Origin of the sequence: Dickeya sp. NCPPB 3274 (assembly GCF_000406205.1) — a bacterium.
Taxonomy (GTDB): domain Bacteria; phylum Pseudomonadota; class Gammaproteobacteria; order Enterobacterales; family Enterobacteriaceae; genus Dickeya; species Dickeya fangzhongdai.
In genome coordinates this window covers 3,518,157-3,538,762 of sequence record NZ_CM001979.1, presented here as the reverse complement: position 1 = coordinate 3,538,762, position 20,606 = coordinate 3,518,157, and the positions used below count along the sequence as shown (strand labels likewise).

The window sequence follows — 20,606 nt, the reverse complement described above, 5'->3', positions numbered from 1 at the left end:
AACGCAGTAGGCCACACCGAGCGGGAGGGCGACCTCCCGCGACTAGAAGGAGCAGCGTGTGATTATCAGTTCCGGCGAACCCCTGTCCGGGGAAAAGCGCACCCGACGCCACGCCTGGGTCGCGGCGTTGTGCGCGGTGCTGCCCGGCGGCGGGCAGTTTTATCATCGCCAGTGGGCGAAGGGCATGATTTTTCTGGTGCTGCTCGGCAGCTATCTGGGGGTGTTTCATGACTTTCTGCGTACCGGCCTGTGGGGCGTGTACACCCTGGGGGAAGAGGTGCCGCGCGACAACTCTGTCTTCCTGTTGGCGGAAGGGATCATCAGCCTGCTGATTATCGCCTTTGGCGTGCTGATCTACGCCTTGTCGATAAACGATGCCTGGCGTAATGGCAAACGGCGGGATGACGGACTGGCGCTGAACAGCGTGCGGCAGCAGTACCGCCTGCTGCTGAGCGAGGGCTTTCCTTACCTGATGATTACCCCAGGCTTCATTCTGCTGGTGTTCGTGGTGATTTTCCCGATCCTGTTCGGTTTCGCCATCGCGTTTACCAACTACAACCTGTACCACACGCCGCCCGCCAAACTGGTGGAGTGGGTCGGGATGAAGAACTTCGTCAGCATTTTTACCCTCAGTATTTGGCGCTCGACCTTTCTGGACGTGTTGCAGTGGACGGTGGTCTGGACGCTGCTGGCGACGACGTTGCAGTGCACGGTGGGGGTGTTGCTGGCGATTTTGGTTAATCAGAAAGATCTGCGCTTTAAGCCGCTGATCCGCACCATTTTCATTCTGCCGTGGGCGGTGCCGGGGTTCGTCACCATTCTGGTGTTCGCCGGCATGTTCAACGATTCGTTCGGCGTCATCAATAATGCCATTCTGGCGTCTGTGGGCATCAGCCCGAAAGCCTGGCTGACCGATCCGTTCTGGACCAAAACGGCGTTGATCATGATGCAGACCTGGCTCGGATTCCCGTTTGTGTTCGCCATGACCACCGGCGTATTGCAGGCCATTCCGGACGATCTGTACGAGGCGGCCACGATGGACGGCGCCAGCCGCTGGACGCAGCTGCGCACCATTACGCTGCCGCTGGTGCTGTACGCCATCGCGCCGATCGTCATCACTCAGTACACCTTCAACTTTAACAATTTCAACATCATCTATCTGTTCAACAACGGCGGACCCGCCGTCGCCGGTTCCAATGCCGGAGGCACCGACATTCTGGTGTCCTGGATTTATAAACTGACGATGTCGTCGTCCCAGTATGCGATTGCCGCCACCATCACCATCCTGCTGTCGATTTTCGTGGTCGGGCTGGCGCTGTGGCAATTCCGGGCGACCCGGTCATTCAAGAACGATGAGATGGCATAAGGGGAGCATGATGACGACGACTCAAGGCATTAACCGTCAGGATATTCATCGTCAGGGTACGCATCATAAAAGTATCAAACGCGAGAAAGCCATTCGGCTTGCGCTGTCCTGGCTGGTGATTATCGCGGTGTCGGTGGTGATCATTTATCCGCTGGTGTGGACGGTCGGGGCGTCGCTCAACGCCGGCAACAGCCTGTTGAGCACCTCGATTATTCCGGAAAATCCGTCCTTTCAGCATTACGAGGAGCTGTTCAACGGTCAGGTCAATTACCTGACCTGGTACTGGAACTCGATGAAAATCAGCTTCCTGACCATGGTGCTGACGCTGTTAAGCGTCAGTTTCACCGCCTACGCATTCTCGCGTTTCCGTTTCAAAGGGCGGCAGAACGGCCTGATGCTGTTTTTGCTGTTGCAGATGATCCCGCAGTTCTCCGCGCTGATCGCCATTTTTGTGCTGTCGCAGCTGCTGGGGCTGATCAACAGCCATCTGGCGCTGGTGCTGATTTATGTCGCCGGCATGATCCCGATGAACACCTATTTGATGAAAGGCTATCTGGACGCCATTCCCCGCGAGCTTGACGAATCGGCGCGCATGGACGGAGCCGGCAATTTCCGTATTTTCATCGAGATCATTATTCCCTTGTCCAAGCCGATCATCGCCGTGGTGGCGCTGTTTTCCTTCACCGGTCCGCTGGGGGATTTCATCCTGTCCAGCACCATCCTGCGCACCCCGGATAAGTACACCCTGCCCATCGGCTTATACAACCTGGTGGCGCAGAAAATGGGAGCCAGTTACACCACCTACGCCGCCGGCGCGGTGCTGATTGCCGTGCCGGTCGCGCTGCTTTACCTGATGCTGCAAAAATATTTTGTCTCCGGCCTTACTTCAGGCAGTACTAAAGGATAATCACCATGAGAAAGATGATACCCGCATTACTGGCAGTATCCCTGGCTATGGGTGTTACACCGCTGATGGCCGCGGAGTCTATCGTGATAAAACCGCTGCGCAACGCGCCCGCCGATTTCATCAAGGGGGCGGATATTTCCACGTTGCTGGAGGTCGAGCGTCAAGGGGGCGTGTTTTACGACGAAAACCGCGTCCGCGTTGACCCGATCGCCTTACTGAAAAAAAATGGCGTCAACTACATCCGGCTACGGTTGTGGGTAGACCCGAAAGACAACGCCGGGCATCCCTATGGCGGCGGCGATAACGATTTGGCAACCACGCTGGCGCTAGCCAAACGTGCCAAAGCGCAAGGCATGAAATTGCTGCTGGATTTCCAATACAGCGATTTCTGGACCGACCCCGGCAAGCAGTTCAAGCCGAAAGCCTGGAGCAGGTTGTCGTACGATCAACTGAAAGTCGCCATTCATGACTATACCCGCGACACCATCGCCCGCTTCAAGAAGGAAGGGGTGCTGCCGGATATGGTGCAGATTGGCAATGAAGTCAACGGCGGCATCCTGTGGCCGGAAGGCAAAAGCTGGGGACAAGGCGGCGGCGAGTTTGACCGGCTGGCCGGTTTGCTGAACGCAGCCATTGCCGGTTTACGTGAAAACCTCAGTTCGCCGGGGCAGGTGAAGATTATGCTGCATCTGGCGGAAGGCACCAAAAACGCTAACTTTCGCTGGTGGTTTGATGAGATCACCAAACGCGGCGTGCCGTTCGATGTGATCGGCCTGTCGATGTACACCTACTGGGACGGGCCGATCAGCGCGCTGAAGGCCAACATGGACGACATCAGTCAGCGTTACAACAAGGATGTCATCGTGGCTGAGGCCGCTTATGGCTATACCCTGGCCAACTGCGACAATTTAGAGAACAGCTTTGGCGCAAAAGAAGCGGCGGCGGGAAAATATCCAGCCACGGTACAAGGGCAGGCTGATTTTTTTCGTGACCTGATGCAAAGCGTGATTGATGTGCCGAACAGACACGGCAAAGGCGGGTTTTATTGGGAGGTGGCCTGGATAACGCCGGCGGGTAATACCTGGGCGACCGAAGTCGGCATGAATTATCTCAATGAACGCGGGAAATTGGGCAACGCCCGTGAAAATCAGGCGTTATTTAATTGTCAGGGGGAGGTGTTGCCTTCGATAAAAATATTTAATTAATAATACCCGTCATACTTCAAATTGCAGGCAGATTGGCGACCCCTGGTTTATTTTTAGGGAATTATTTGGTTGCCGCCTGCCTGCATATCAACATATATCGGGTATACCGTCTGCCTATTCAGTATTAAGGATGTTTTATGAAACGATTTCCGCCTTTGAATCCGAAGGTCGATGGGTTATTACATGGCGCTGATTATAATCCGGAGCAATGGGAGAGTTACCCCGGCATTATTGATGATGATATCGCCATGATGAAACAGGTAAAATGCAATGTGATGTCGGTCGGTATTTTCAGCTGGTCCAAACTGGAGCCGCAGGAGGGCGTGTACCGGTTCGACTGGCTGGATGAGGTGATCGATAAATTATACCGGCAGGGTATTTCGGTGTTTCTGGCTACGCCCAGCGGCGCACGCCCGGCCTGGATGTCGCAACGTTACCCGGAAGTGTTGCGCGTAGGGCGCGATCGGGTGTCGGCGCTGCACGGTGGTCGCCACAATCACTGCCTGTCATCGCCGGTCTATCGGGATAAGGTTCAGAAAATCAATACATTGCTGGCGGAGCGCTACGGGCGTCACCCGGCGGTGATCGGCTGGCATATTTCCAATGAATACAGCGGCGAGTGCCATTGCGAGCGTTGTCAGCAGGCGTTCCGCACCTGGTTGCAGGCGCGTTACCAGACGCTGGATAACCTCAATCACGCCTGGTGGAGCGATTTCTGGAGCCATACCTACAGCGACTGGTCACAGATTGAATCGCCGGCGCCGCAGGGCGAAGTGTCCATTCACGGGTTGAACCTTGACTGGCGACGCTTTAATACCGCGCAGGCGACCGATTTCTGCGCGCAGGAAATCGCCCCGTTGAAGCGGGTGAACCCGGCTATCCCGGCGACCACCAACTTCATGGAGTACTTTTACGATTACGACTACTGGCAGCTGTCGCGCGTGCTGGACTTCATCTCCTGGGACAGCTACCCAATGTGGCACCGGGACAAGGACGACGCCACGTTGGCCTGTTATATCGCCATGTTTCACGATCTGATGCGCTCGCTGAAGCAGGGCAAGCCGTTTGTGTTGATGGAATCAACCCCCAGCGTCACCAACTGGCAGCCGCTCAGCAAGCTCAAGAAGCCGGGTATGCATATTCTCTCCTCGCTGCAGGCGGTGGCCCACGGCGCGGATGCGGTGCAGTATTTTCAGTGGCGTAAGAGCCGCGGCTCGGTGGAGAAATTCCACGGCGCGGTGGTGGATCATGTCGGTCATGTCGATACCCGCGTCGGCCGCGAAGTGGCGCAGCTCGGCCAGATTTTGTCGCAGTTGGATGCGGTGGCGGGCAGCCGGGTAGAGGCGCAGGTGGCTATCCTGTTTGACTGGGAAAGCCGCTGGGCGATGGACGATGCGCAGGGGCCGCGCAATGCCGGGCTGGAGTACGAAAAAACGGTGGCGGAACATTACCGCCCGTTCTGGGAGCAGGGGATAGCGGTCGATGTCATCAACGCCGACTGCGATTTCAGCGGCTACCGGTTGTTGATTGCGCCGATGCTGTACATGGTGCGGCCGGGGTTTGCCGAGCGCGTCGAGCAGTTTGTGCGGCAGGGCGGGCACGTGGTGGTGACCTACTGGAGCGGCATCGTTAACGAAAGCGACCTGTGTTATCAGGGCGGATTCCCCGGCCCGCTGCGCCCGCTGCTGGGCATCTGGTCAGAAGAGATCGACTGTCTGGCCGACGGCGAATACAACCGGGTGCTGGGGTTGGCGGACAATGACATCGGGCTGAAAGGGCCGTATCAGGCGCGCCACCTGTGCGAGTTGATCCACCTTGAAGGCGCGACGGCGCTCGCCAGCTACTGCGACGATTTCTATGCCGGCCGGCCGGCGGTGACGGTAAATCACGTCGGCGCAGGGAAAGCCTGGTATGTGACCTCGCGTAACGATCTGGCGTTCCAGAGCGATTTCTTTACCGCCATCATACGTGAGCTGAACCTGCCGCGGGCGCTGGATATCCCGCTGCCGCCGGCGGTGACGGCCCATCGTCGTACCAACGGCGACGAAGAGTTTATCTTCATCGAAAACTACAGCGCATTGTCGCATCCCATCCAACTGCCCGCCGGGTATAGCGATATGCTGACCGGGTTGCCGCTGGTGGATGTGGTCCTTTCCGCCTGGGATTGCCGGGTGATTCGTCGCCGTCTGGTCTGACGGCGTTCAGCCTGCGCCCATCGCCGATGCCGGCATGGGCGCTTTCTTCTGGGCGATGACCCGCCACGCCGGCGGGCGTCGCCGCGTACCGTACGATACCTTCAGAGGAGTATGCTCATGGTCAGTCTGCATTCTGTTATGCGTTATTTTTCGCATCCGAAACCGACGCCGGAATTAAGCGACGACGATAAACAGCAGATTCAGCGTCTGCTGCGGTTATTTGGCGGGCGGGATAATATCGAGCAGGTCGATGCCTGTATTACCCGGCTGCGTGTGACGGTAAAAAACCTGAGTCTGGTTGATTCACAAGGATTACAACAGGAAGGCGCACTGGGCGTCATTATTCTTGGGCAACAGGTTCATGCCATATTCGGTAAGCAGTCGGATACATTACGTAAATTACTGGAGGAACATTTCTCCCGGCCGGAATAAATATTTCGCGCAATCAAGAGCAGCGGAAAATAAACCGGCGTTGACGATAAAAAAGAGGATAACCGTTAACGGTTATCCTCAAAACGAGCGATATCATAACTAAACAGGCCGAAGCATAATGATGAAAATAAACTGCCGGAGAGAAAACGCGTAGTTATTGCCGTGGATTAATTACCACCAGGCTTCCACCTGTACGCCAACGTTCCAGGTGTTATTGGCGGTGCCGTCTTTGAACGGTTTGCCGTCCTGACTATCGTTCAGGTAAGAGGTGTAGAGGCGCAATTCCGGGCGCGACATAAATGCCGGGCCTGCCGCCAGCGCCAGCGCCAGTGTGTATTTCTCACCGCTTTGTTTAAACGAGGTGCCGTTTTTGAAGTTGTCTTTCTGGGTGAAGGCGCCCACTTCGCCAATGCCGCGCACATAGTCGGTAAACTGGTATTGCAGGCGTCCTACCAGCGACAGCAGCCGGGTGGTGTCGGTCGCTTCGTTGATGTGGTTAGCTGAGCCCCAGGTCAACACATGGTTGAACGATAACCGGCTGGTGAGCGGGATCAGTCCGGTGTTGATGGCGCGATAACCGGTGGCGCTATTCACCTGATTCCACATGTCGTACCAGCCGCCGCCCTGCGACACCATGTTTTGCGCCAGCCCTTTATTGGCGTACTGCAGCACCACTTTGTTGTAACCGCCCAGCATGTCCTGACTGATTTCGCCGGTCAGCATCACGCCGTTGTCCGCGACATACAGGCCGCCGAAGTCTTTCTGTTTTTTGGTGGTGTTCGGCATGGCGTAGTCGATGCCGAATTCCGTCCAGGCGCCTTTCCAGGGTTTCAGCCCGGCATAGCGAATATCGGCATAGTTGATGTTGACGTTGCTGTTGCCGTTGATGCGGTCGTCAACCGCGTTGGCGTCGCCGCGGATCCAGGCGACCGAAAGCGCGCCGGGGCCGAGCGTATAGTTTTCGATCCCGGCGCCGGAACCGGAGATATTCCAGTATTTGGTATCGATAATGTGCAAATCGTGACGCTGATAGTAGCGTTTACCGCCCCAGATCACGGCGTTAGGGTCGCCGGGGACCAGCCCCTTGATTTGCAGGTTCAACTGGCGCAGACCGAACTGGGCGTCATCGCCGATGGTGGTTTCGTTATCGTTGGAGCCATCCGACACCATGCTGACCATGCTGTCGACGTAGAAACTGACGTCGTTCTTTTTGTACACCTCCGAGCCCAGTTCCACTTCGCCGTAGGTATCGTTTTCGTTACCCAGACGGCCTACTTTGTTTTTTTGCCATTGCGACATGCCGCCATCATTGGACACCCCCACGCCGCCGCGCAGATAGCCGTGAAAATCAATGGGGACGGTGGTGGCCTCTGCCGCCAGTAATGCCGGAGAGGTCAGTATGACGGTGAGTGCGGTAGAGAGAGTAAGGAGTTTGGTGTTCATGGTGTCCTCTTGTTGTTATGTATTACGTTCACATTACGAGTTCAATAAAATGCCTAAGCGTAAATATGAGCAACGGATTCGTTGTTTTATTGTGATTTAATGCAAATAAATCATTTTGTTTTGTAATGATTGGTGATACGCATCACGGGTTTTTGATATGTGAACGTAATACTTGCATGTAATTTGGCCTGAGTGGGGTTCAGAACATGGTTTTTTCGCCGGACCAACTGTTACAATCCCGGTAAAACCACGATGGGAAACCTGACCATGAAGTCGAAAAGCGCTACGTTAGAAGATGTTGCCCGCCACGCGGGTGTTTCTTATCAGACGGTATCGCGGGTGTTGAATAAATCTGCGAATGTCTCCGAGTCCACGCGCCGCAAGGTAGAGCAGTCCATCGAACTGTTGCGTTATGTTCCTAACCGGCTGGCCCAGCAACTGGTGGGCAAACAGAGCATGACGATGGGGCTGGTGACGACGTCGCTGGCATTGCACGCGCCTTCGCAGGTAGCGGCGGCGGTGAAAAGATATGCGAATATGGAAGGCTATCAGGTACTGATTTCCATGATTGATGAGAACGTCAATCATAGCATTCAGGATTCCATCAATGAACTCAAGTCACAGCGGGTTGATAAGGTTATCATCAACGTGCCGCTGGAGACGGAAGAAGCAGAGCACATCGCCGCCGACAATGACGATATTCTCTGCTTGTTTCTGGATGTTGACCCTTACAGTTCGGTATTCAACGTGTCGTTTAATCCGGCGGACGGTACGCGGGCCAGCGTGAAGTATCTGTATGAACTGGGGCACCGCGACTTCGCTTTACTGGCGGGGCCGGCCGGTTCGGTTTCAGCGCGCTTGCGACTGAAAAACTGGCTGGAAACCCTGGATGGGTATGGCCTGACGCCGACAACGGTGATTCACGGCAACTGGGATGCGCAAAGCGGCTACGCCGGCGCGCTGCAGATGCTGCGTGAAACGCCGCAGTTCAGCGCGGTGCTGGTCGCCAACGATCAAATGGCGCTCGGCGTATTGAGCGCTTTTCATCAGAATCAGCTGACCATCCCCGGCCAGAAATCGGTGATTGGTTACGACGGCACGTATGAAAGTTCGTTTTTCCACCCGGCGCTGACCACCGTCTCGCTGGACCTCGACTTGCAGGGCAAGGAAGCGGTGCACCGTCTGTTGAACGCCAACGACAGCGACATGCAGCGATCGTCGTCCATCCTGCCGGCCAGGCTGGTGATCCGCAATTCCACCGGCCCCCGCATTGATGAACAGCGCGATTTACAGCAAATCGCCGAAGAACTGCGGTTGATTGCGCATCGGCTGAGTCAGTAGGTTGTACCGTATTTGCCGGACACGCCGCCACTGTCAGGACAGCTGGATGTAATCAAAATTGCAGTTATTAACCGCAATATTGGCGATGTCCGGCATCAGGCCTACGTTCCGGTCGGAACGGTACATGACGGCATAGCGCACCAGCGGCGGGGCGGGCTTTAGTTTGACAATGCCGAGTTTTCCCTGGGTAATTAAATGACGCAGCGCATGGGCGGGCAGGTAGGTGATGCCTAATCCGGCAATGGCCAGGCCAATCTGGGCAATCAGATTACTGCAAACAATCGTTTTATTTAATACCACATTGCGGCTGGCAAAGTAGCGTTCATAAATCAGTCCGGTGCCGGATTGCGTGCCCTGCGTCAGAAACGAATAGTCTGATATGTCGCTGAGACTGAGTTCTTTATGTGGTGGTATCAGGTTTGGCGAGCACATCCAGGCGTTCTCTACGCTTTTTAATGGCGTATTAATGAATCTGGCATCGTTATAGATATCAGGGATGATAATAATATCCAGCAAGTCATTCGTGAGTTGGTTAAACAGATTAAAACTGACATCGATTGTCGGGTAGATCTGTACTTTAGGATAGTCAGCCCGAATATTTTCAATCAGCCCCGGCAGCCAGGTCATAGCGGTTAATTCCGTAACGCCCAATCGCAGGTTGCTGAATAAGATTTTCTTATCGCTTATTCGTTCCAGCATGGCATCACGACGGGCGACGATATCCTGACAGTAATCCAGCAGCTCCCGGCCTTTATGCGTCAGACGGGCATTTCTGCTTTTACGGTCAAATATCTCAATGTCAAATGCCTCTTCAATTTCATGGATGCGCTTGGAAATAGCGGATTGCGACATGTTGAGTTTACTGGCTGCCGCTTCAAAACTGCCCATGTTGACAATCCAAATCAAGGCATCCATCTGCTTAAATGTGATCATTCTTGTTCTTTTTTCATGAAAAAAAGTGATGATGTTTCATGTTAAAATATCGCTAAAAATGGTGAAAGTCTACGATTAATATCGGGGTGAGTTAGGCTGGCTCGATGATGATCGATATTTAATAACCATTTGATATTAGAGATATTTATGGCTAATCCCGGCAGTGTTGTTAACCCAGCTATCCCTCCGATGAATGCTGAGGAACGTGACGCGTTTGCGCATGTGGTAACCCCCCATCTTAGCGATAATATGTCGCGTAATATTGGTGTGAAAGGACTCCAGCGGATAAATAAAACCGGCAAACTGATTGGTACGGCATTAACGGTAAAGGTACGCGGCGGCGACAATTTGCTGGTCTATAAAGCCATGACCATGATTCAACCCGGACATGTTCTGGTGATTGATGCTCAGGGCGATGAAAATAACGCTGTGATTGGCGAATTAATAAAACTGGATTGCGTACGACGTGGTTGTGTCGGGTTTATTGTCGATGGCGCAATTCGTGATGTCGCCAGCTTTGAAAATACCCCTTGCTATGCCCGGAGTATTATCCATAAAGGCCCCTTTAAAAATGGACCAGGTGAAATTAATACACCGGTTTGTGTGGGCGGGCAGGTGATTTCACCGGGCGATATTCTTGTCGGCGATGAAGATGGCGTGGTCTGCTTTGCCCATGAGTATAAAGACCTGCTGTTATCCCTGGCAGCCCAACATGCGGAAAAAGAAGAGCAGGTTAAACAACAAATCGCGGCGGGCGATGCCTCCTAGTATACCACTCTGCTACAGGAAAAGGGGTACTTGTAATCATGACTAATTCGGCATTGCTTTCCCATCGTTTAAAACGTATTAAACCGTCCCCCAGCATTGCAGCCAACGAATTGGTGGGCAAACTGCGCAGTGAAGGGAAAGACATTATCAATTTCACCATCGGCGAACCGGACTTCGATACCCCACAGCATATTATCGACGCCGCCGTTACTGCGATGAGGCAGGGCGAAACCCACTATACGCCGGCAAGCGGCACCGTAGCGCTGAGAAAGGCCATCGCCCAGAAATTACAACGGGATAACCAACTGGAGTATGGCCTGGATGAGATCGTGTGCGGCAGCGGCGGCAAGCACATTATTTTCCATGCGTTCGCCGCGACGCTGAACGCGCAGGATGAAGTCATCATCCATGCCCCTTACTGGGTTTCTTATCCTGATTTGGCCGTGTTGAATGACGCATTTCCCGTCATGATTGAAGGAAATGGCGCCAATCAGTTCAAACTGACGCCTGAAGCACTGAACAACGCGATTACGCCGGCGACTAAATGGGTGGTAATCAATTCCCCTAATAATCCAAGCGGCGCGGTGTATTCACAGGACGAATTGCGTGGTCTGGCAGCGGTGCTGCGCCAGCATCCGCATGTGCTCATTATGCTGGATGAAATCTATGAACATTTTGTTTATGGCGATCATCAGCATATTTCCATGGCGGCCGTGGCGCCGGATCTGCGCGAGCGGATGCTGATCGTCAATGGCGCGTCTAAAGGCTATGCCATGACGGGCTGGCGCATTGGCTTTGGCGCCGGGCCTGCGTGGCTGATTTCCGCTATGGCTAAACTGCTGTCGCAGACGACGACGTGCCCCTCTTCGGTCAGTCAGGCGGCGGCGGTAGCTGCGTTTGCAGGCGATCAGCAACCGGTAACAGCCATGCTGGAGATTTATAAAGCGCGGCGTGACGTGGTCGTTGCAGCGTTAAGCGATATACCTGGCATCAGCTTCGCACCGCCAGAAGGCGCGTTTTATCTGTACGTGGATGTCAGCGGGTTACTGGGTAACGTCACCGCGTCAGGGAAAGTGCTTGAGAGCGATGACGATGTGGTCGAATACCTGTTGACCGACGGCGGCGTCGCGACAGTAGGCGGCCGGGCCTACGGCATGTCTCCCTTTTTGAGGATTTCCTTTGCCAGCTCGCTGGAGGCGATTAATGAAGGGTGTCGGCGCATCAGGGCTGCCATTGGTCAATTGAGCGAGCCGTCAATGTCTTAAATAATGCCTATCGCAGAAAGGCGACGCCGGGTAATTTCCCCTGCATGGGTTGATGGCTGGGGAAATTAATGAAGGAAGTCGACCATTCTGCGATTTGAGCAGTTACAGAAATAAAAAATAAAAGCAAACACACAACATAACCAATTTAGTTAGGGGAAACCTATGCCAAGAATATCATTGCTATGGCAAATCATTATCGGATTATGTCTCGGTATTTTTATTGGATTAGTTTTAAACCAACACCAGGAATACAGTCATTGGATTATTGAACAAGTATTGCAACCGGCTGGCGATATCTTTATCAAGTTGATGAAGATGATTGTTATCCCTATCGTTTTTTCCTGCCTTATCGTTGGTATCGCCGGACACGGCGATAGCAAGTCTATGGGGCGTCTTGGGGCAAAAACGATCGCCTATTTTCTTGGTGTGACAACCATCGCCATTCTGTGCGGACTGGTCGTGGGTAATGTCGTCAAGCCAGGTGAAGGCGTGGATATGTCATCAATGGTGAAGACGTCGATATCCGTTACTGGTTCGGCGGCGCATGGTCATGGGCTGGGGCAGGTTATTCTTGGCATTATTCCCGACAATATCGTTTCTGCTATGGCGAACGGCAATCTTTTACCGGTGATTTTCTTCGCCGTCATGTTTAGCCTGGGGTTGAGTGCGATAGAAAAATCGAAAAAAGAGGCGATTATTACGGTCTTTTCCGGTATTGCGGATGCGATGTTTCGTGTTACCAGCATGATTATGGCTTACTCGCCGATTGGCATCTTTGGCATGATGGGGGTGACGGTATCGACATTTGGCGCCGCCTCGTTATTGCCGTTGATTAAGCTGATCGCCACCACCTATATCACTGCGCTGTTATTTGTCCTGATCATTTTTGGCATTATCGCCCGCGTTGCCGGTATTAATATTTTTTCGCTGATCAAGTTTATTCGCAGTGAACTGGTTCTGGCATTTTCAAGCGCCAGCTCCGCCTCGGTATTGCCGCTGGTGATGCAAAAAGTGGAACGCTTCGGCGCCGATAAGTCCATCACCAGCTTTGTCGTTCCGACGGGGTACTCGTTTAATCTGGATGGGGCGTCATTATTTTTGGGGATTGGAACCTTATTTATCGCTCAGATTTATAACATCCACCTCTCGTTGTCGGATCAGTTGATGCTGGTCGCAACGATGGTGATTACCTCAAAAGGTGCGGCGGGCGTACCGGGATTTATGTTTGTCATTTTATCTGCGACATTATCCAGTGTCGGTATTCCCCTGGAAGGGATCGCGTTTATCGCCGGAGTTTATCGTTTAATGGATATGCCGAATACCGCACTGAATGTATTAGGCAATGCGCTGGCGCCGTTGGTGATTGCGAAGTGGGAAAGTAAGTTTGATGTGCAACGGCATCAGCAGGCGCTGACCAGCAGGCAATGAACATGTTGCCGATAACGAATAATAAAGGAGCTTTCGATAATGTCTCAGCTTTCTTATGTTAATGACCATGATGCCAATGCATGGAGAACCTATCTGGCGCAAATCGATAGGGTGGCGCCTTATCTGGGCGATCTGGCCCACTGGATTGATACCTTACGCCATCCCAAACGTGCGCTGATTGTGGATATCCCGTTGGTGATGGATGACGGCACGATTCGGCATTTTGAAGGTTTCCGTGTGCAACACAACCTGTCGCGGGGGCCGGGGAAAGGCGGTATTCGCTATCATCCTAATGTCGATTTAAACGAAGTGATGGCGCTGTCGGCCTGGATGACCATCAAATCGGCGGCACTGAATTTACCGTTCGGCGGCGCGAAAGGCGGTATTCGGGTCGATCCGGCAACGTTGTCGGAAAGTGAACTGGAGCGGTTGACCCGGCGTTATACCAGCGAGATCAGCCTGATTATCGGGCCGCAGCAGGATATTCCGGCTCCGGACGTCGGCACGAATGCCAAAGTGATGGCCTGGGTCATGGATACCTATTCCATGAACGTCGGCGCTACCGTCACCGGGGTGGTCACCGGTAAACCGGTACATCTGGGCGGCTCGCTGGGACGAGTCAAAGCGACCGGGCGCGGCGTGTTTGTGACCGGCAGAGAAGTCGCCAGACAGCTGAATATTGACGTAGCGGGCTCCCGCGTCGCGGTTCAGGGGTTCGGCAATGTTGGCAGTGAAGCCGCCGTGCTGTTTGTCGAGGCGGGGGCGCGAGTGGTCTGTGTGCAGGATCATTCCGGTACGTTGTATAACGGTAACGGTATTGATCCCCGCGCGTTGGTGGAGTGGGTAAAAACGCATAAAGCGGTCGCCGGTTTTCCGGGGGCGGAACCGCTTGCGGATGAGTCATTCTGGGATGTTGAGGCGGATATCATCGTTCCGGCGGCGCTGGAAGGACAAATTACCGCCGCGCGGGCGCAACGGCTTAAATGTAAGTTGGTGCTTGAAGGCGCTAATGGGCCGACTTATCCGGATGCGGATGATATTTTGACGCAGCGCGGCGTGACGGTGGTGCCTGACGTGATTTGCAATGCCGGCGGGGTCACCGTCAGCTATTTTGAATGGGTACAGGATATCGCCAGTTATTTCTGGACAGAGGATGAAATCAATGCCCGCATGGATAAAATCATGTGCGACGCTATTCACGCCGTTTGGGATAAAGCCAGAGAAAAACAGTGTACCCTCAGAACCGCTGCTTATATTGTCGCCTGTGAACGTATTCTGACAGCGCGAAAAGAAAGAGGCATTTATCCGGGGTAAACAGCACACATTGTACCCTGAAGATATATTCTATTTATTCGATCAACCTCTTCTTAACTATTAAGAAGAGGTTTTCACGCTACGGATGGAGATGCCGGAAGATATACCGGCTTTATCGCGTCTATAGCCTGATAGTAAGAGTGGTTTATATTTATGATAAATCACCACTGAGTATGGTATTAAAATCGCAGCAGTTTTGCGCCAGCATGATAATGGATGATATCAATTCGCTGCGGACGTCTGATTTATATATGGCAACGTAGGTAACTGGTGGCAGTATCGGCGTCACATTCAGTTCTACCAGCATTCCCATATCAACCAGACTTTGAAGGCAGTTTTTAGGAAAGTAGCTGATCCCCAATCCTGAGATCGTCAAGGCCAACAATGCGACAATACTGTTACTCACCAGTTTATGTTCAGGGTTAAAACCGACCATTTTAAACCAGCGATGATAGATTAATCCCGGCCCTGATTTATCCATCAATAACTTATGTTCCCCTAATTCGTGCAGACGCAGGGGGCCGTCTGTATCATTAAGCAAACCCGGTTTACACATCCACACGTTATCGACTTTTCCAACCGGTTGAGATACCAGCTGTGGTTCTGAAAATGCATCAGGCACAATCATTAAGTCAATATGATCGGTCAGGAGTTTTTCTCTGAGGTTGATGCTCATATCGACATCCGGTTCAAGCGTAACACGGGGATAATGGCTTTGTATCAGCCTGACCAGACGCGGCAACCAGGTCATCGCTGTTAATTCGGTAACGCCAATTCGAATTGAACGCTCAATAATATCAGGAGAGCTTATTTGTTCTAATGCCGAGGCGCGCATGTCCAGAATTCGTTTTGCCAGAATTAACATTTCCTCGCCCTTTTCCGTTAATCGGGAGGCGCGCTGATTTCTGTCAAATAATGGAATGCCTAATAGACTTTCCAATTCCTGTATTCTTTTTGATATTGCTGATTGTGTTGTGTGCAATTTTAGTGCAGCAGGTTGAAAGCCACCTAACTGCGCGACCCAATAAAGTGCTTCCAGCTGTTTGAATGTCATAATTGCACCCGTGTGAATGATTTTATTACCATTAAATCTCTTTTTGGAATATAAAACAATAAAATTAAGTCGTTTTTTTTATTTTTTAACTGTGCGTAGGATACTCTTCAGACAGGGCTATTAAGCATGATAAATGTAAAAACAAGGGGATTCTATGCGTCGTTTATTGATATCGTTAATTGCAGTTGGATCTATTTTTACTGCCATGCAGGCCTCAGCCGATCAGCTCGCTGATATAAAAGCGAAAGGCGTACTGGTTTGCGGTACATTGGGCACTACGGAACCATTCAGTTTTACTAATCCTGAAACCCGGCAATTAGAAGGGTATGACGTGGACTTTTGTAAATCCATCGCTGACGGTCTGGGTGTTAAACTGGAACTAAAGCAAATTTCGGTTCCGGCTCGTATTCCTGAGTTGATTCAAGGGCGAGTGGATATTCTGGCGGCCGCGTTAGGCTGGACGCCAGAACGTGCCCAGCAGATCGCCTATAGCGATCAGTATTATCTTAGTCTAACCAAAATTGCCGCACGCCATAGCGACGGATTCAAGGACATTTATGCCTTGTCTGGAAAACGTATTAGTGCGCCTAAAGGTTCTACCTCGGAAATGGCGGTTAAAAAAGTCCTGCCCGGTTCGCCTACCATGACTTTTCAGGACCCGCCAGCCGCTTTCCTGGCATTACAGCAGAGCAAAGTCGATGGTATCGCACTTGGCGAGCTGATGTTGGTGAAGTATAAAAACCAGCTTACCGGTAAAGATAGCATCGATATTCTGGAACCGGAGATTATGGTCGAGCATTGGGGGCTGGGAATACGTAAGGATGAAACGGCATTCCTTGGCAAGGTGAATGAAATTCTCGGAAATATGGAGAAGTCAGGCGAGGCCGCCAAAATTTTTGATAAATGGGTCGGTCCGAATACGACCTATAAATTGCAGCGTACCTTTACCATAAAAGCAATTAATTAATACAACCGGCTCATCGTACCCTACCTAAAATAACAGCGTTATCTTAAATAGCATGATTAAAGGTTAGAACTATGTCGCTGGATTTCTCTGTCCTGCTAAATGGTGATTATCCATCAAGAGTGATTAACGGATTTCTTACCATGATGGGGCTGTCGTTGTCCTCCTGGTTGTTGGCAATGATGCTTGGCGTTGTATTGGCAATTGTCAGGATGAGTAATCAAAAACTATTTCATCCTATTGTGGCGGTCTATGTGGAGTATCACCAGAATGTCCCGATGTTGGTTCAGTTATTTATCTGGTATTTCGGTATCCCTGCATTACTTCCCGTCGATATGCAGCGTTGGATTAACGAACATCATGGCGAATTTTTGTGCGCGTTTATCTCTATCGGATTAACCATGTCGGCCTATATGTCGGAAGATTTACGGGGAGGGATTCGCTCTATTCCTTATTCGCAGTATGAAACCTCGCGGGCGCTTGGCTTGAGTTATCTCAAAGCGGTTCGTCTGGTCGTGATTCCTCAGGCATTACGGATCGCATTACCGGCGTTGGTGAATCATTCTGTTTTGTTGTTCAAGAATAGCAGCCTGGCGATGGCGATTGGACTGGCCGAATTAACCTATGTTACCAGAGAAATTGAAAGCGAGTCATTCCATACGGTGGAAGTGTATTTACTGGCAACTCTGATTTATCTCGCGGTTTCACTGCTTATTATGTTCATGGGAAGCGTGCTTGAACAACGTTATCGTATTAAGTCGAGGTAATGATGGACGATATGGTGCATATCTTACGCGATAACGGATTATTGCTATTAATCGGACAATATCCGCAAGGGCCGCTTGGTGGAATTGTGGTCACATTGATATTGTCTGCGCTGGGGATTGCGCTGGCTTTTCCGCTCGGTATTCTTTTGGCGGTGGCGCGCATCAGCCCGTTTCCCTGGTTACGTCGTCCGGCAACCTGCATGGTGTATCTGGTGCGAGGCGTGCCGCTGCTTATGTTTATTTTCTGGGTGTACTTCTTTGCTCCAGCGTTGATCGGCCATGCTATTAGCGGTTTTTCGACCATGCTGATCACGTTGGTGATTTATGAAGGGTCTTATATTTCAGAGATTGTCCGCGCCGGGATTCAGGGGCTGCCCAAAGGCCAGATGGAGGCATCTCGCGCGGTAGGGTTAAGCTATATTCAGTCGCTGAAAAAGGTTATGTTGCCGCAAGCATTGTATAACATGATTCCTGCGTTAATGGGGCAGTTCGTATCCGTCATTAAGGATACGTCTCTGGCTTATATTATCAGTGTCAACGAATTAACGTATGCGGCCAATCAGATTAATAACGCCTTGCTCACGAAGTCTTTTCAGGTGTTTTTCCTGTTGGCGATTATCTATCTCATACTCGGCTATTTACTGACTCAGTTTTCACGTTATATCGAACGTCGAATTTCTTATAAACGTGCGGGCATTGCTTGATCGGTTATTAATTTTAAGGTGTTTTTATGTCAACGATAAAACATAATTCTCCCCCGATGATTACCTTTGTTGGTGTGAACAAGTGGTACGGTACTTATCATGCTCTCAATAATATTACGGCAGAAATTAAGTTGGGGGAGGTGGTCGTCGTTTGCGGGCCGTCAGGATCAGGGAAATCAACATTAATCCGAACAGTAAACCGGTTGGAGGAAATTCAGGGCGGTATCATCAATTTTGATGGGAAAGATATACACTCCGCCACCCTGAATATTAACGACTACCGCTGCAATGTCGGGTTTGTCTTCCAGAGTTTTAATCTGTTCCCGCACCTTTCCGTGGCGGATAACATCATGCTGGCGCCGGTTAACGTGAGAAAGCAGAATCGCCCGCAAGCGCGTGCCCGTGCGCTGGAATTGCTCGAACGGGTTGGCCTGGCGGATAAGGCGGATGCCTATCCCGGACAACTGTCAGGGGGACAGCAGCAGCGCGTTGCGATTGCGCGTGCGCTGGCGATGGACCCGCCGGTTATGCTGTTTGACGAACCGACCAGTGCGTTAGACCCAGAGATGGTCGGCGAAGTCTTACAGGTGATGAAAAACCTGGCCCGCGACGGTATGACGATGATGTGCGTCACGCATGAGATGAATTTTGCACGCGAAGTGGCGGATACCATTTGGTTTATGGATAAGGGAACCCTCATCGAAACGGGTAATCCAGACGACTTTTTTACACATCCTCAAAGCGAACGAGCACAGAGGTTTTTGTCTGAATTACGAGCTCACTGATGCTACCGGCATTTCAGGCCGGGCGGTGGCGGGAACAGGCGGTCATGCGCTCGATAAGCCAGCGGCCGGCGGGGCCCGGCGGATTATCAATGCGATACACGGCCGACATCAGCATGGACGGCTCGTTGACCGGTTCATCCTCAATGGTGAGTTTAACGAGGCGACCGCTCTCAAGGTCCGACTGGATGGTATGCATCGGCATGCCGCCCCATCCCAGCCCATTGAGCAAAAAAGCATGTTTGGCAAACAGGTCCGCCAGCCGCCAGGTTTTGGGGGACATGACGCCAAACTCTCGTCCTTTGGAGTGCTCAGAGCGATCGGTCAGTACCAGCTGGACATGGTTGGCGAGTTCCTGCCTGGGGATCGGCCCCTGAAACGCGGCGAGCGGATGGTCCGCGGCGGCGACCATCGCGAAGGCGACGCGGGCTAAGGGTTCGGTGACGATACCCGGCGGCGTCACCGGAAGAAAACCGACGATGCCAACGCTGGCGTGTCTGTCCAGTACCGGCTGATACGCCGCCCCCAACGCTTCAACATAGACGCGTAATGGCACGTCGGGAAACTGTTCACGGAACGCTTTGGCCGCGTCAGTCAGCACGTCAATCGGGAAGAAGACGTCGACTACGACGGTCAGTTCAGGCTCCAGCCCGGCGGCCATGCCTTTGGCGCGTGATTTCATGGCGTCAACGCCGGCGACGATATTGCGGGCGTTGGCCAGTAACGCCGTCCCTGCCGGCGTCAGCCTCGGGTAGCGGCCGCTGCGATCAAAAAGCGTCACATCAAGCTGTTCTTCCAGACCGCGCACCAGCTCGCTGATGGCGGACTGCGCACGTCTAAGCCGACGCGCCGCCGCCGAGAAGCTTCCTTCATCAACCGCGACAATGAATGTTCGTAATTGATCCAGCGACACGCCATCGAGCATAGGGAATCCTGATGTATCTGAAATTGAGATGGTATATATAATAATATAACGTCTATTCAGATTATTTGCAGGGTGAAATACTCCAGTCGTCATCCATACGCCGGCCTGTTCCGGCCTTGTTCAGGAGATCTACCTGTGAGCATTCTGCATATTGATTCCAGTATTCTCGACAGCCATTCCGTGAGCCGCATGCTGTCAGCCGACATTGTGGCCAGACAACGCGGCATTCATCCGGGGAAAACCGTTATTCGTCGGGATCTCGTCGCCGACGCGGCATTACATCTGTCCCCCGACCATCTCGCCGTTTTTCAGGGCGGCACGCCGGGCACCCCGGCGCTTGGTCAAGATATCGTCCTTGGCGGCGCTTACATCAACGAGCTGTTCGCCGCTGATGTGATTGTCATCGGCGCGCCGATGTACAACTTCTCGATCCCTTCCCAACTCAAAGGCTGGATTGACCGCGTTCTGGTCGCCGGGCGTACCTTTCGCTATACCGAAAACGGGCCGGAAGGACTGTTGCCGGCAGGCAAAAAGGTTTTCATCGCCTCGGCCCGCGGCGGCGTCTACAGCGGCGCCAGCCCGGCGGCTCAATTCGATCATCAGGAACCCTATCTGATCGCCGCGCTCAATTTCATCGGTCTGACCGATATCACCATTATTCGTGCGGAAGGCCTGGCGCTCGGCGATGAAGCAAAAACCGCCGCGATTGCCAGAGCCAGAGCGGAAATCGACGCGCTCACCGCCTGACTTACCGTCCGGAAGGAGCGGTGTTGCACGGTGCCGGCCTGTCGTGGACGGGTATCGGCACCGCCC

At 52.5% G+C, this 20,606-nt stretch carries 19 protein-coding genes; 15 read left to right on the top strand and 4 right to left on the bottom strand.

Translation table 11 applies throughout. The features are described 5' to 3' along the window. The first annotated feature begins 58 nt into the window (after positions 1-58). The 5 genes from DXX3274_RS15755 (at position 59) to DXX3274_RS15735 (ending at position 6,105) form a co-directional block, all read left to right on the top strand. Entirely contained in the window at positions 59-1,366 is a 1,308-nt protein-coding gene (locus tag DXX3274_RS15755; protein ID WP_042860580.1) for a carbohydrate ABC transporter permease, read from the top strand. 10 nt (positions 1,367-1,376) lie between these two features. Continuing rightward, positions 1,377-2,273 (top strand): sugar ABC transporter permease, encoded by an 897-nt coding sequence (locus DXX3274_RS15750; protein WP_050569890.1) that lies wholly within the window; start codon positions 1,377-1,379, stop codon positions 2,271-2,273. A gap of 5 nt (positions 2,274-2,278) precedes the next feature. Further along, entirely contained in the window at positions 2,279-3,478 is a 1,200-nt protein-coding gene (locus DXX3274_RS15745) for an arabinogalactan endo-beta-1,4-galactanase (protein ID WP_042860579.1), read from the top strand. 137 nt (positions 3,479-3,615) lie between these two features. Beyond that, positions 3,616-5,673 carry a beta-galactosidase gene (locus DXX3274_RS15740; protein WP_042860578.1) on the top strand — a complete coding sequence of 686 codons (2,058 nt, stop codon included), beginning with the start codon at positions 3,616-3,618 and terminating at the stop codon, positions 5,671-5,673. A 117-nt stretch (positions 5,674-5,790) separates the two neighbouring features. After that, positions 5,791-6,105: a PTS transporter subunit EIIB gene (locus DXX3274_RS15735; protein WP_038667193.1), complete on the top strand. Its 315-nt coding sequence runs from the start codon at positions 5,791-5,793 to the stop codon at positions 6,103-6,105. 171 nt (positions 6,106-6,276) lie between these two features. Here DXX3274_RS15735 and DXX3274_RS15730 read toward each other — a convergent pair whose 3' ends face one another. Then, positions 6,277-7,548 (bottom strand): maltoporin, encoded by a 1,272-nt coding sequence (locus tag DXX3274_RS15730; protein WP_042860577.1) that lies wholly within the window; start codon positions 7,546-7,548, stop codon positions 6,277-6,279. A 267-nt stretch (positions 7,549-7,815) separates the two neighbouring features. On the opposite strand from DXX3274_RS15730, the gene DXX3274_RS15725 reads away from it, so the two are divergent. After that, the gene (locus DXX3274_RS15725) at positions 7,816-8,889 is read left to right on the top strand and encodes a LacI family DNA-binding transcriptional regulator (protein ID WP_038669408.1); all 1,074 of its coding nucleotides are present in this window, start codon (positions 7,816-7,818) and stop codon (positions 8,887-8,889) included. Positions 8,890-8,922: 33 nt separating this feature from the next. On the opposite strand, the gene DXX3274_RS15720 is transcribed toward DXX3274_RS15725, so the two are convergent. Next, positions 8,923-9,822, bottom strand: coding sequence for a LysR family transcriptional regulator (locus DXX3274_RS15720; RefSeq protein ID WP_042860576.1), 900 nt, complete (start codon positions 9,820-9,822; stop codon positions 8,923-8,925). Positions 9,823-9,969: 147 nt separating this feature from the next. Here DXX3274_RS15720 and DXX3274_RS15715 point away from each other — a divergent pair, with 147 nt between their 5' ends. The 4 genes from DXX3274_RS15715 (at position 9,970) to DXX3274_RS15700 (ending at position 14,597) form a co-directional block, all read left to right on the top strand. Beyond that, the gene (locus tag DXX3274_RS15715; RefSeq protein ID WP_050569889.1) at positions 9,970-10,590 is read left to right on the top strand and encodes a dimethylmenaquinone methyltransferase; all 621 of its coding nucleotides are present in this window, start codon (positions 9,970-9,972) and stop codon (positions 10,588-10,590) included. Between the two features lie 38 nt (positions 10,591-10,628). After that, positions 10,629-11,855 carry an aminotransferase class I/II-fold pyridoxal phosphate-dependent enzyme gene (locus DXX3274_RS15710; RefSeq protein WP_042860575.1) on the top strand — a complete coding sequence of 409 codons (1,227 nt, stop codon included), beginning with the start codon at positions 10,629-10,631 and terminating at the stop codon, positions 11,853-11,855. A 162-nt stretch (positions 11,856-12,017) separates the two neighbouring features. Next, complete coding sequence (locus DXX3274_RS15705; protein ID WP_193747038.1) at positions 12,018-13,283, top strand: cation:dicarboxylate symporter family transporter; 1,266 nt, start codon at positions 12,018-12,020, stop codon at positions 13,281-13,283. A 39-nt stretch (positions 13,284-13,322) separates the two neighbouring features. Further along, entirely contained in the window at positions 13,323-14,597 is a 1,275-nt protein-coding gene (locus DXX3274_RS15700; RefSeq protein ID WP_042860574.1) for a Glu/Leu/Phe/Val dehydrogenase, read from the top strand. Between the two features lie 151 nt (positions 14,598-14,748). On the opposite strand, the gene DXX3274_RS15695 is transcribed toward DXX3274_RS15700, so the two are convergent. Continuing rightward, the gene (locus DXX3274_RS15695; protein WP_042860573.1) at positions 14,749-15,651 is read right to left on the bottom strand and encodes a LysR family transcriptional regulator; all 903 of its coding nucleotides are present in this window, start codon (positions 15,649-15,651) and stop codon (positions 14,749-14,751) included. A gap of 154 nt (positions 15,652-15,805) precedes the next feature. On the opposite strand from DXX3274_RS15695, the gene DXX3274_RS15690 reads away from it, so the two are divergent. The 4 genes from DXX3274_RS15690 (at position 15,806) to DXX3274_RS15675 (ending at position 18,871) form a co-directional block, all read left to right on the top strand. Further along, entirely contained in the window at positions 15,806-16,618 is an 813-nt protein-coding gene (locus tag DXX3274_RS15690; RefSeq protein WP_042860572.1) for an ABC transporter substrate-binding protein, read from the top strand. Between the two features lie 71 nt (positions 16,619-16,689). Then, positions 16,690-17,382 carry an amino acid ABC transporter permease gene (locus DXX3274_RS15685; RefSeq protein WP_042860571.1) on the top strand — a complete coding sequence of 231 codons (693 nt, stop codon included), beginning with the start codon at positions 16,690-16,692 and terminating at the stop codon, positions 17,380-17,382. Beyond that, on the top strand, positions 17,382-18,086 hold the full coding sequence (locus DXX3274_RS15680; protein WP_371206787.1) for an amino acid ABC transporter permease: 705 nt from the start codon (positions 17,382-17,384) through the stop codon (positions 18,084-18,086). Before DXX3274_RS15685 ends, DXX3274_RS15680 begins: the two co-directional genes overlap by 1 nt. Before the next feature lie 56 nt (positions 18,087-18,142). Continuing rightward, positions 18,143-18,871: an amino acid ABC transporter ATP-binding protein gene (locus DXX3274_RS15675; protein ID WP_042862166.1), complete on the top strand. Its 729-nt coding sequence runs from the start codon at positions 18,143-18,145 to the stop codon at positions 18,869-18,871. Between the two features lie 13 nt (positions 18,872-18,884). Here DXX3274_RS15675 and DXX3274_RS15670 read toward each other — a convergent pair whose 3' ends face one another. Beyond that, positions 18,885-19,793, bottom strand: coding sequence for a LysR family transcriptional regulator (locus DXX3274_RS15670; RefSeq protein ID WP_042860569.1), 909 nt, complete (start codon positions 19,791-19,793; stop codon positions 18,885-18,887). A gap of 135 nt (positions 19,794-19,928) precedes the next feature. Between DXX3274_RS15670 and DXX3274_RS15665 the strand changes: the two genes are divergently transcribed. After that, positions 19,929-20,540 carry an FMN-dependent NADH-azoreductase gene (locus DXX3274_RS15665; RefSeq protein ID WP_042860568.1) on the top strand — a complete coding sequence of 204 codons (612 nt, stop codon included), beginning with the start codon at positions 19,929-19,931 and terminating at the stop codon, positions 20,538-20,540. Positions 20,541-20,606: the final 66 nt, after the last annotated feature.

Excerpts from the sequence above, each read along its gene's own strand:
- DXX3274_RS15750 (WP_050569890.1), top strand. The coding sequence starts at position 1,377 with ATGACGACGACTCAAGGCATTAACCGTCAGGATATTCATCGTCAGGGT.
- DXX3274_RS15745 (WP_042860579.1), top strand. The coding sequence starts at position 2,279 with ATGAGAAAGATGATACCCGCATTACTGGCAGTATCCCTGGCTATGGGT.
- DXX3274_RS15740 (WP_042860578.1), top strand. The coding sequence starts at position 3,616 with ATGAAACGATTTCCGCCTTTGAATCCGAAGGTCGATGGGTTATTACAT.
- DXX3274_RS15735 (WP_038667193.1), top strand. The coding sequence starts at position 5,791 with ATGGTCAGTCTGCATTCTGTTATGCGTTATTTTTCGCATCCGAAACCG.
- DXX3274_RS15730 (WP_042860577.1), bottom strand. The coding sequence starts at position 7,548 with ATGAACACCAAACTCCTTACTCTCTCTACCGCACTCACCGTCATACTG.
- DXX3274_RS15725 (WP_038669408.1), top strand. The coding sequence starts at position 7,816 with ATGAAGTCGAAAAGCGCTACGTTAGAAGATGTTGCCCGCCACGCGGGT.
- DXX3274_RS15720 (WP_042860576.1), bottom strand. The coding sequence starts at position 9,822 with ATGATCACATTTAAGCAGATGGATGCCTTGATTTGGATTGTCAACATG.
- DXX3274_RS15715 (WP_050569889.1), top strand. The coding sequence starts at position 9,970 with ATGGCTAATCCCGGCAGTGTTGTTAACCCAGCTATCCCTCCGATGAAT.
- DXX3274_RS15710 (WP_042860575.1), top strand. The coding sequence starts at position 10,629 with ATGACTAATTCGGCATTGCTTTCCCATCGTTTAAAACGTATTAAACCG.
- DXX3274_RS15705 (WP_193747038.1), top strand. The coding sequence starts at position 12,018 with ATGCCAAGAATATCATTGCTATGGCAAATCATTATCGGATTATGTCTC.
- DXX3274_RS15700 (WP_042860574.1), top strand. The coding sequence starts at position 13,323 with ATGTCTCAGCTTTCTTATGTTAATGACCATGATGCCAATGCATGGAGA.
- DXX3274_RS15695 (WP_042860573.1), bottom strand. The coding sequence starts at position 15,651 with ATGACATTCAAACAGCTGGAAGCACTTTATTGGGTCGCGCAGTTAGGT.
- DXX3274_RS15690 (WP_042860572.1), top strand. The coding sequence starts at position 15,806 with ATGCGTCGTTTATTGATATCGTTAATTGCAGTTGGATCTATTTTTACT.
- DXX3274_RS15685 (WP_042860571.1), top strand. The coding sequence starts at position 16,690 with ATGTCGCTGGATTTCTCTGTCCTGCTAAATGGTGATTATCCATCAAGA.
- DXX3274_RS15680 (WP_371206787.1), top strand. The coding sequence starts at position 17,382 with ATGATGGACGATATGGTGCATATCTTACGCGATAACGGATTATTGCTA.
- DXX3274_RS15675 (WP_042862166.1), top strand. The coding sequence starts at position 18,143 with ATGATTACCTTTGTTGGTGTGAACAAGTGGTACGGTACTTATCATGCT.
- DXX3274_RS15670 (WP_042860569.1), bottom strand. The coding sequence starts at position 19,793 with ATGCTCGATGGCGTGTCGCTGGATCAATTACGAACATTCATTGTCGCG.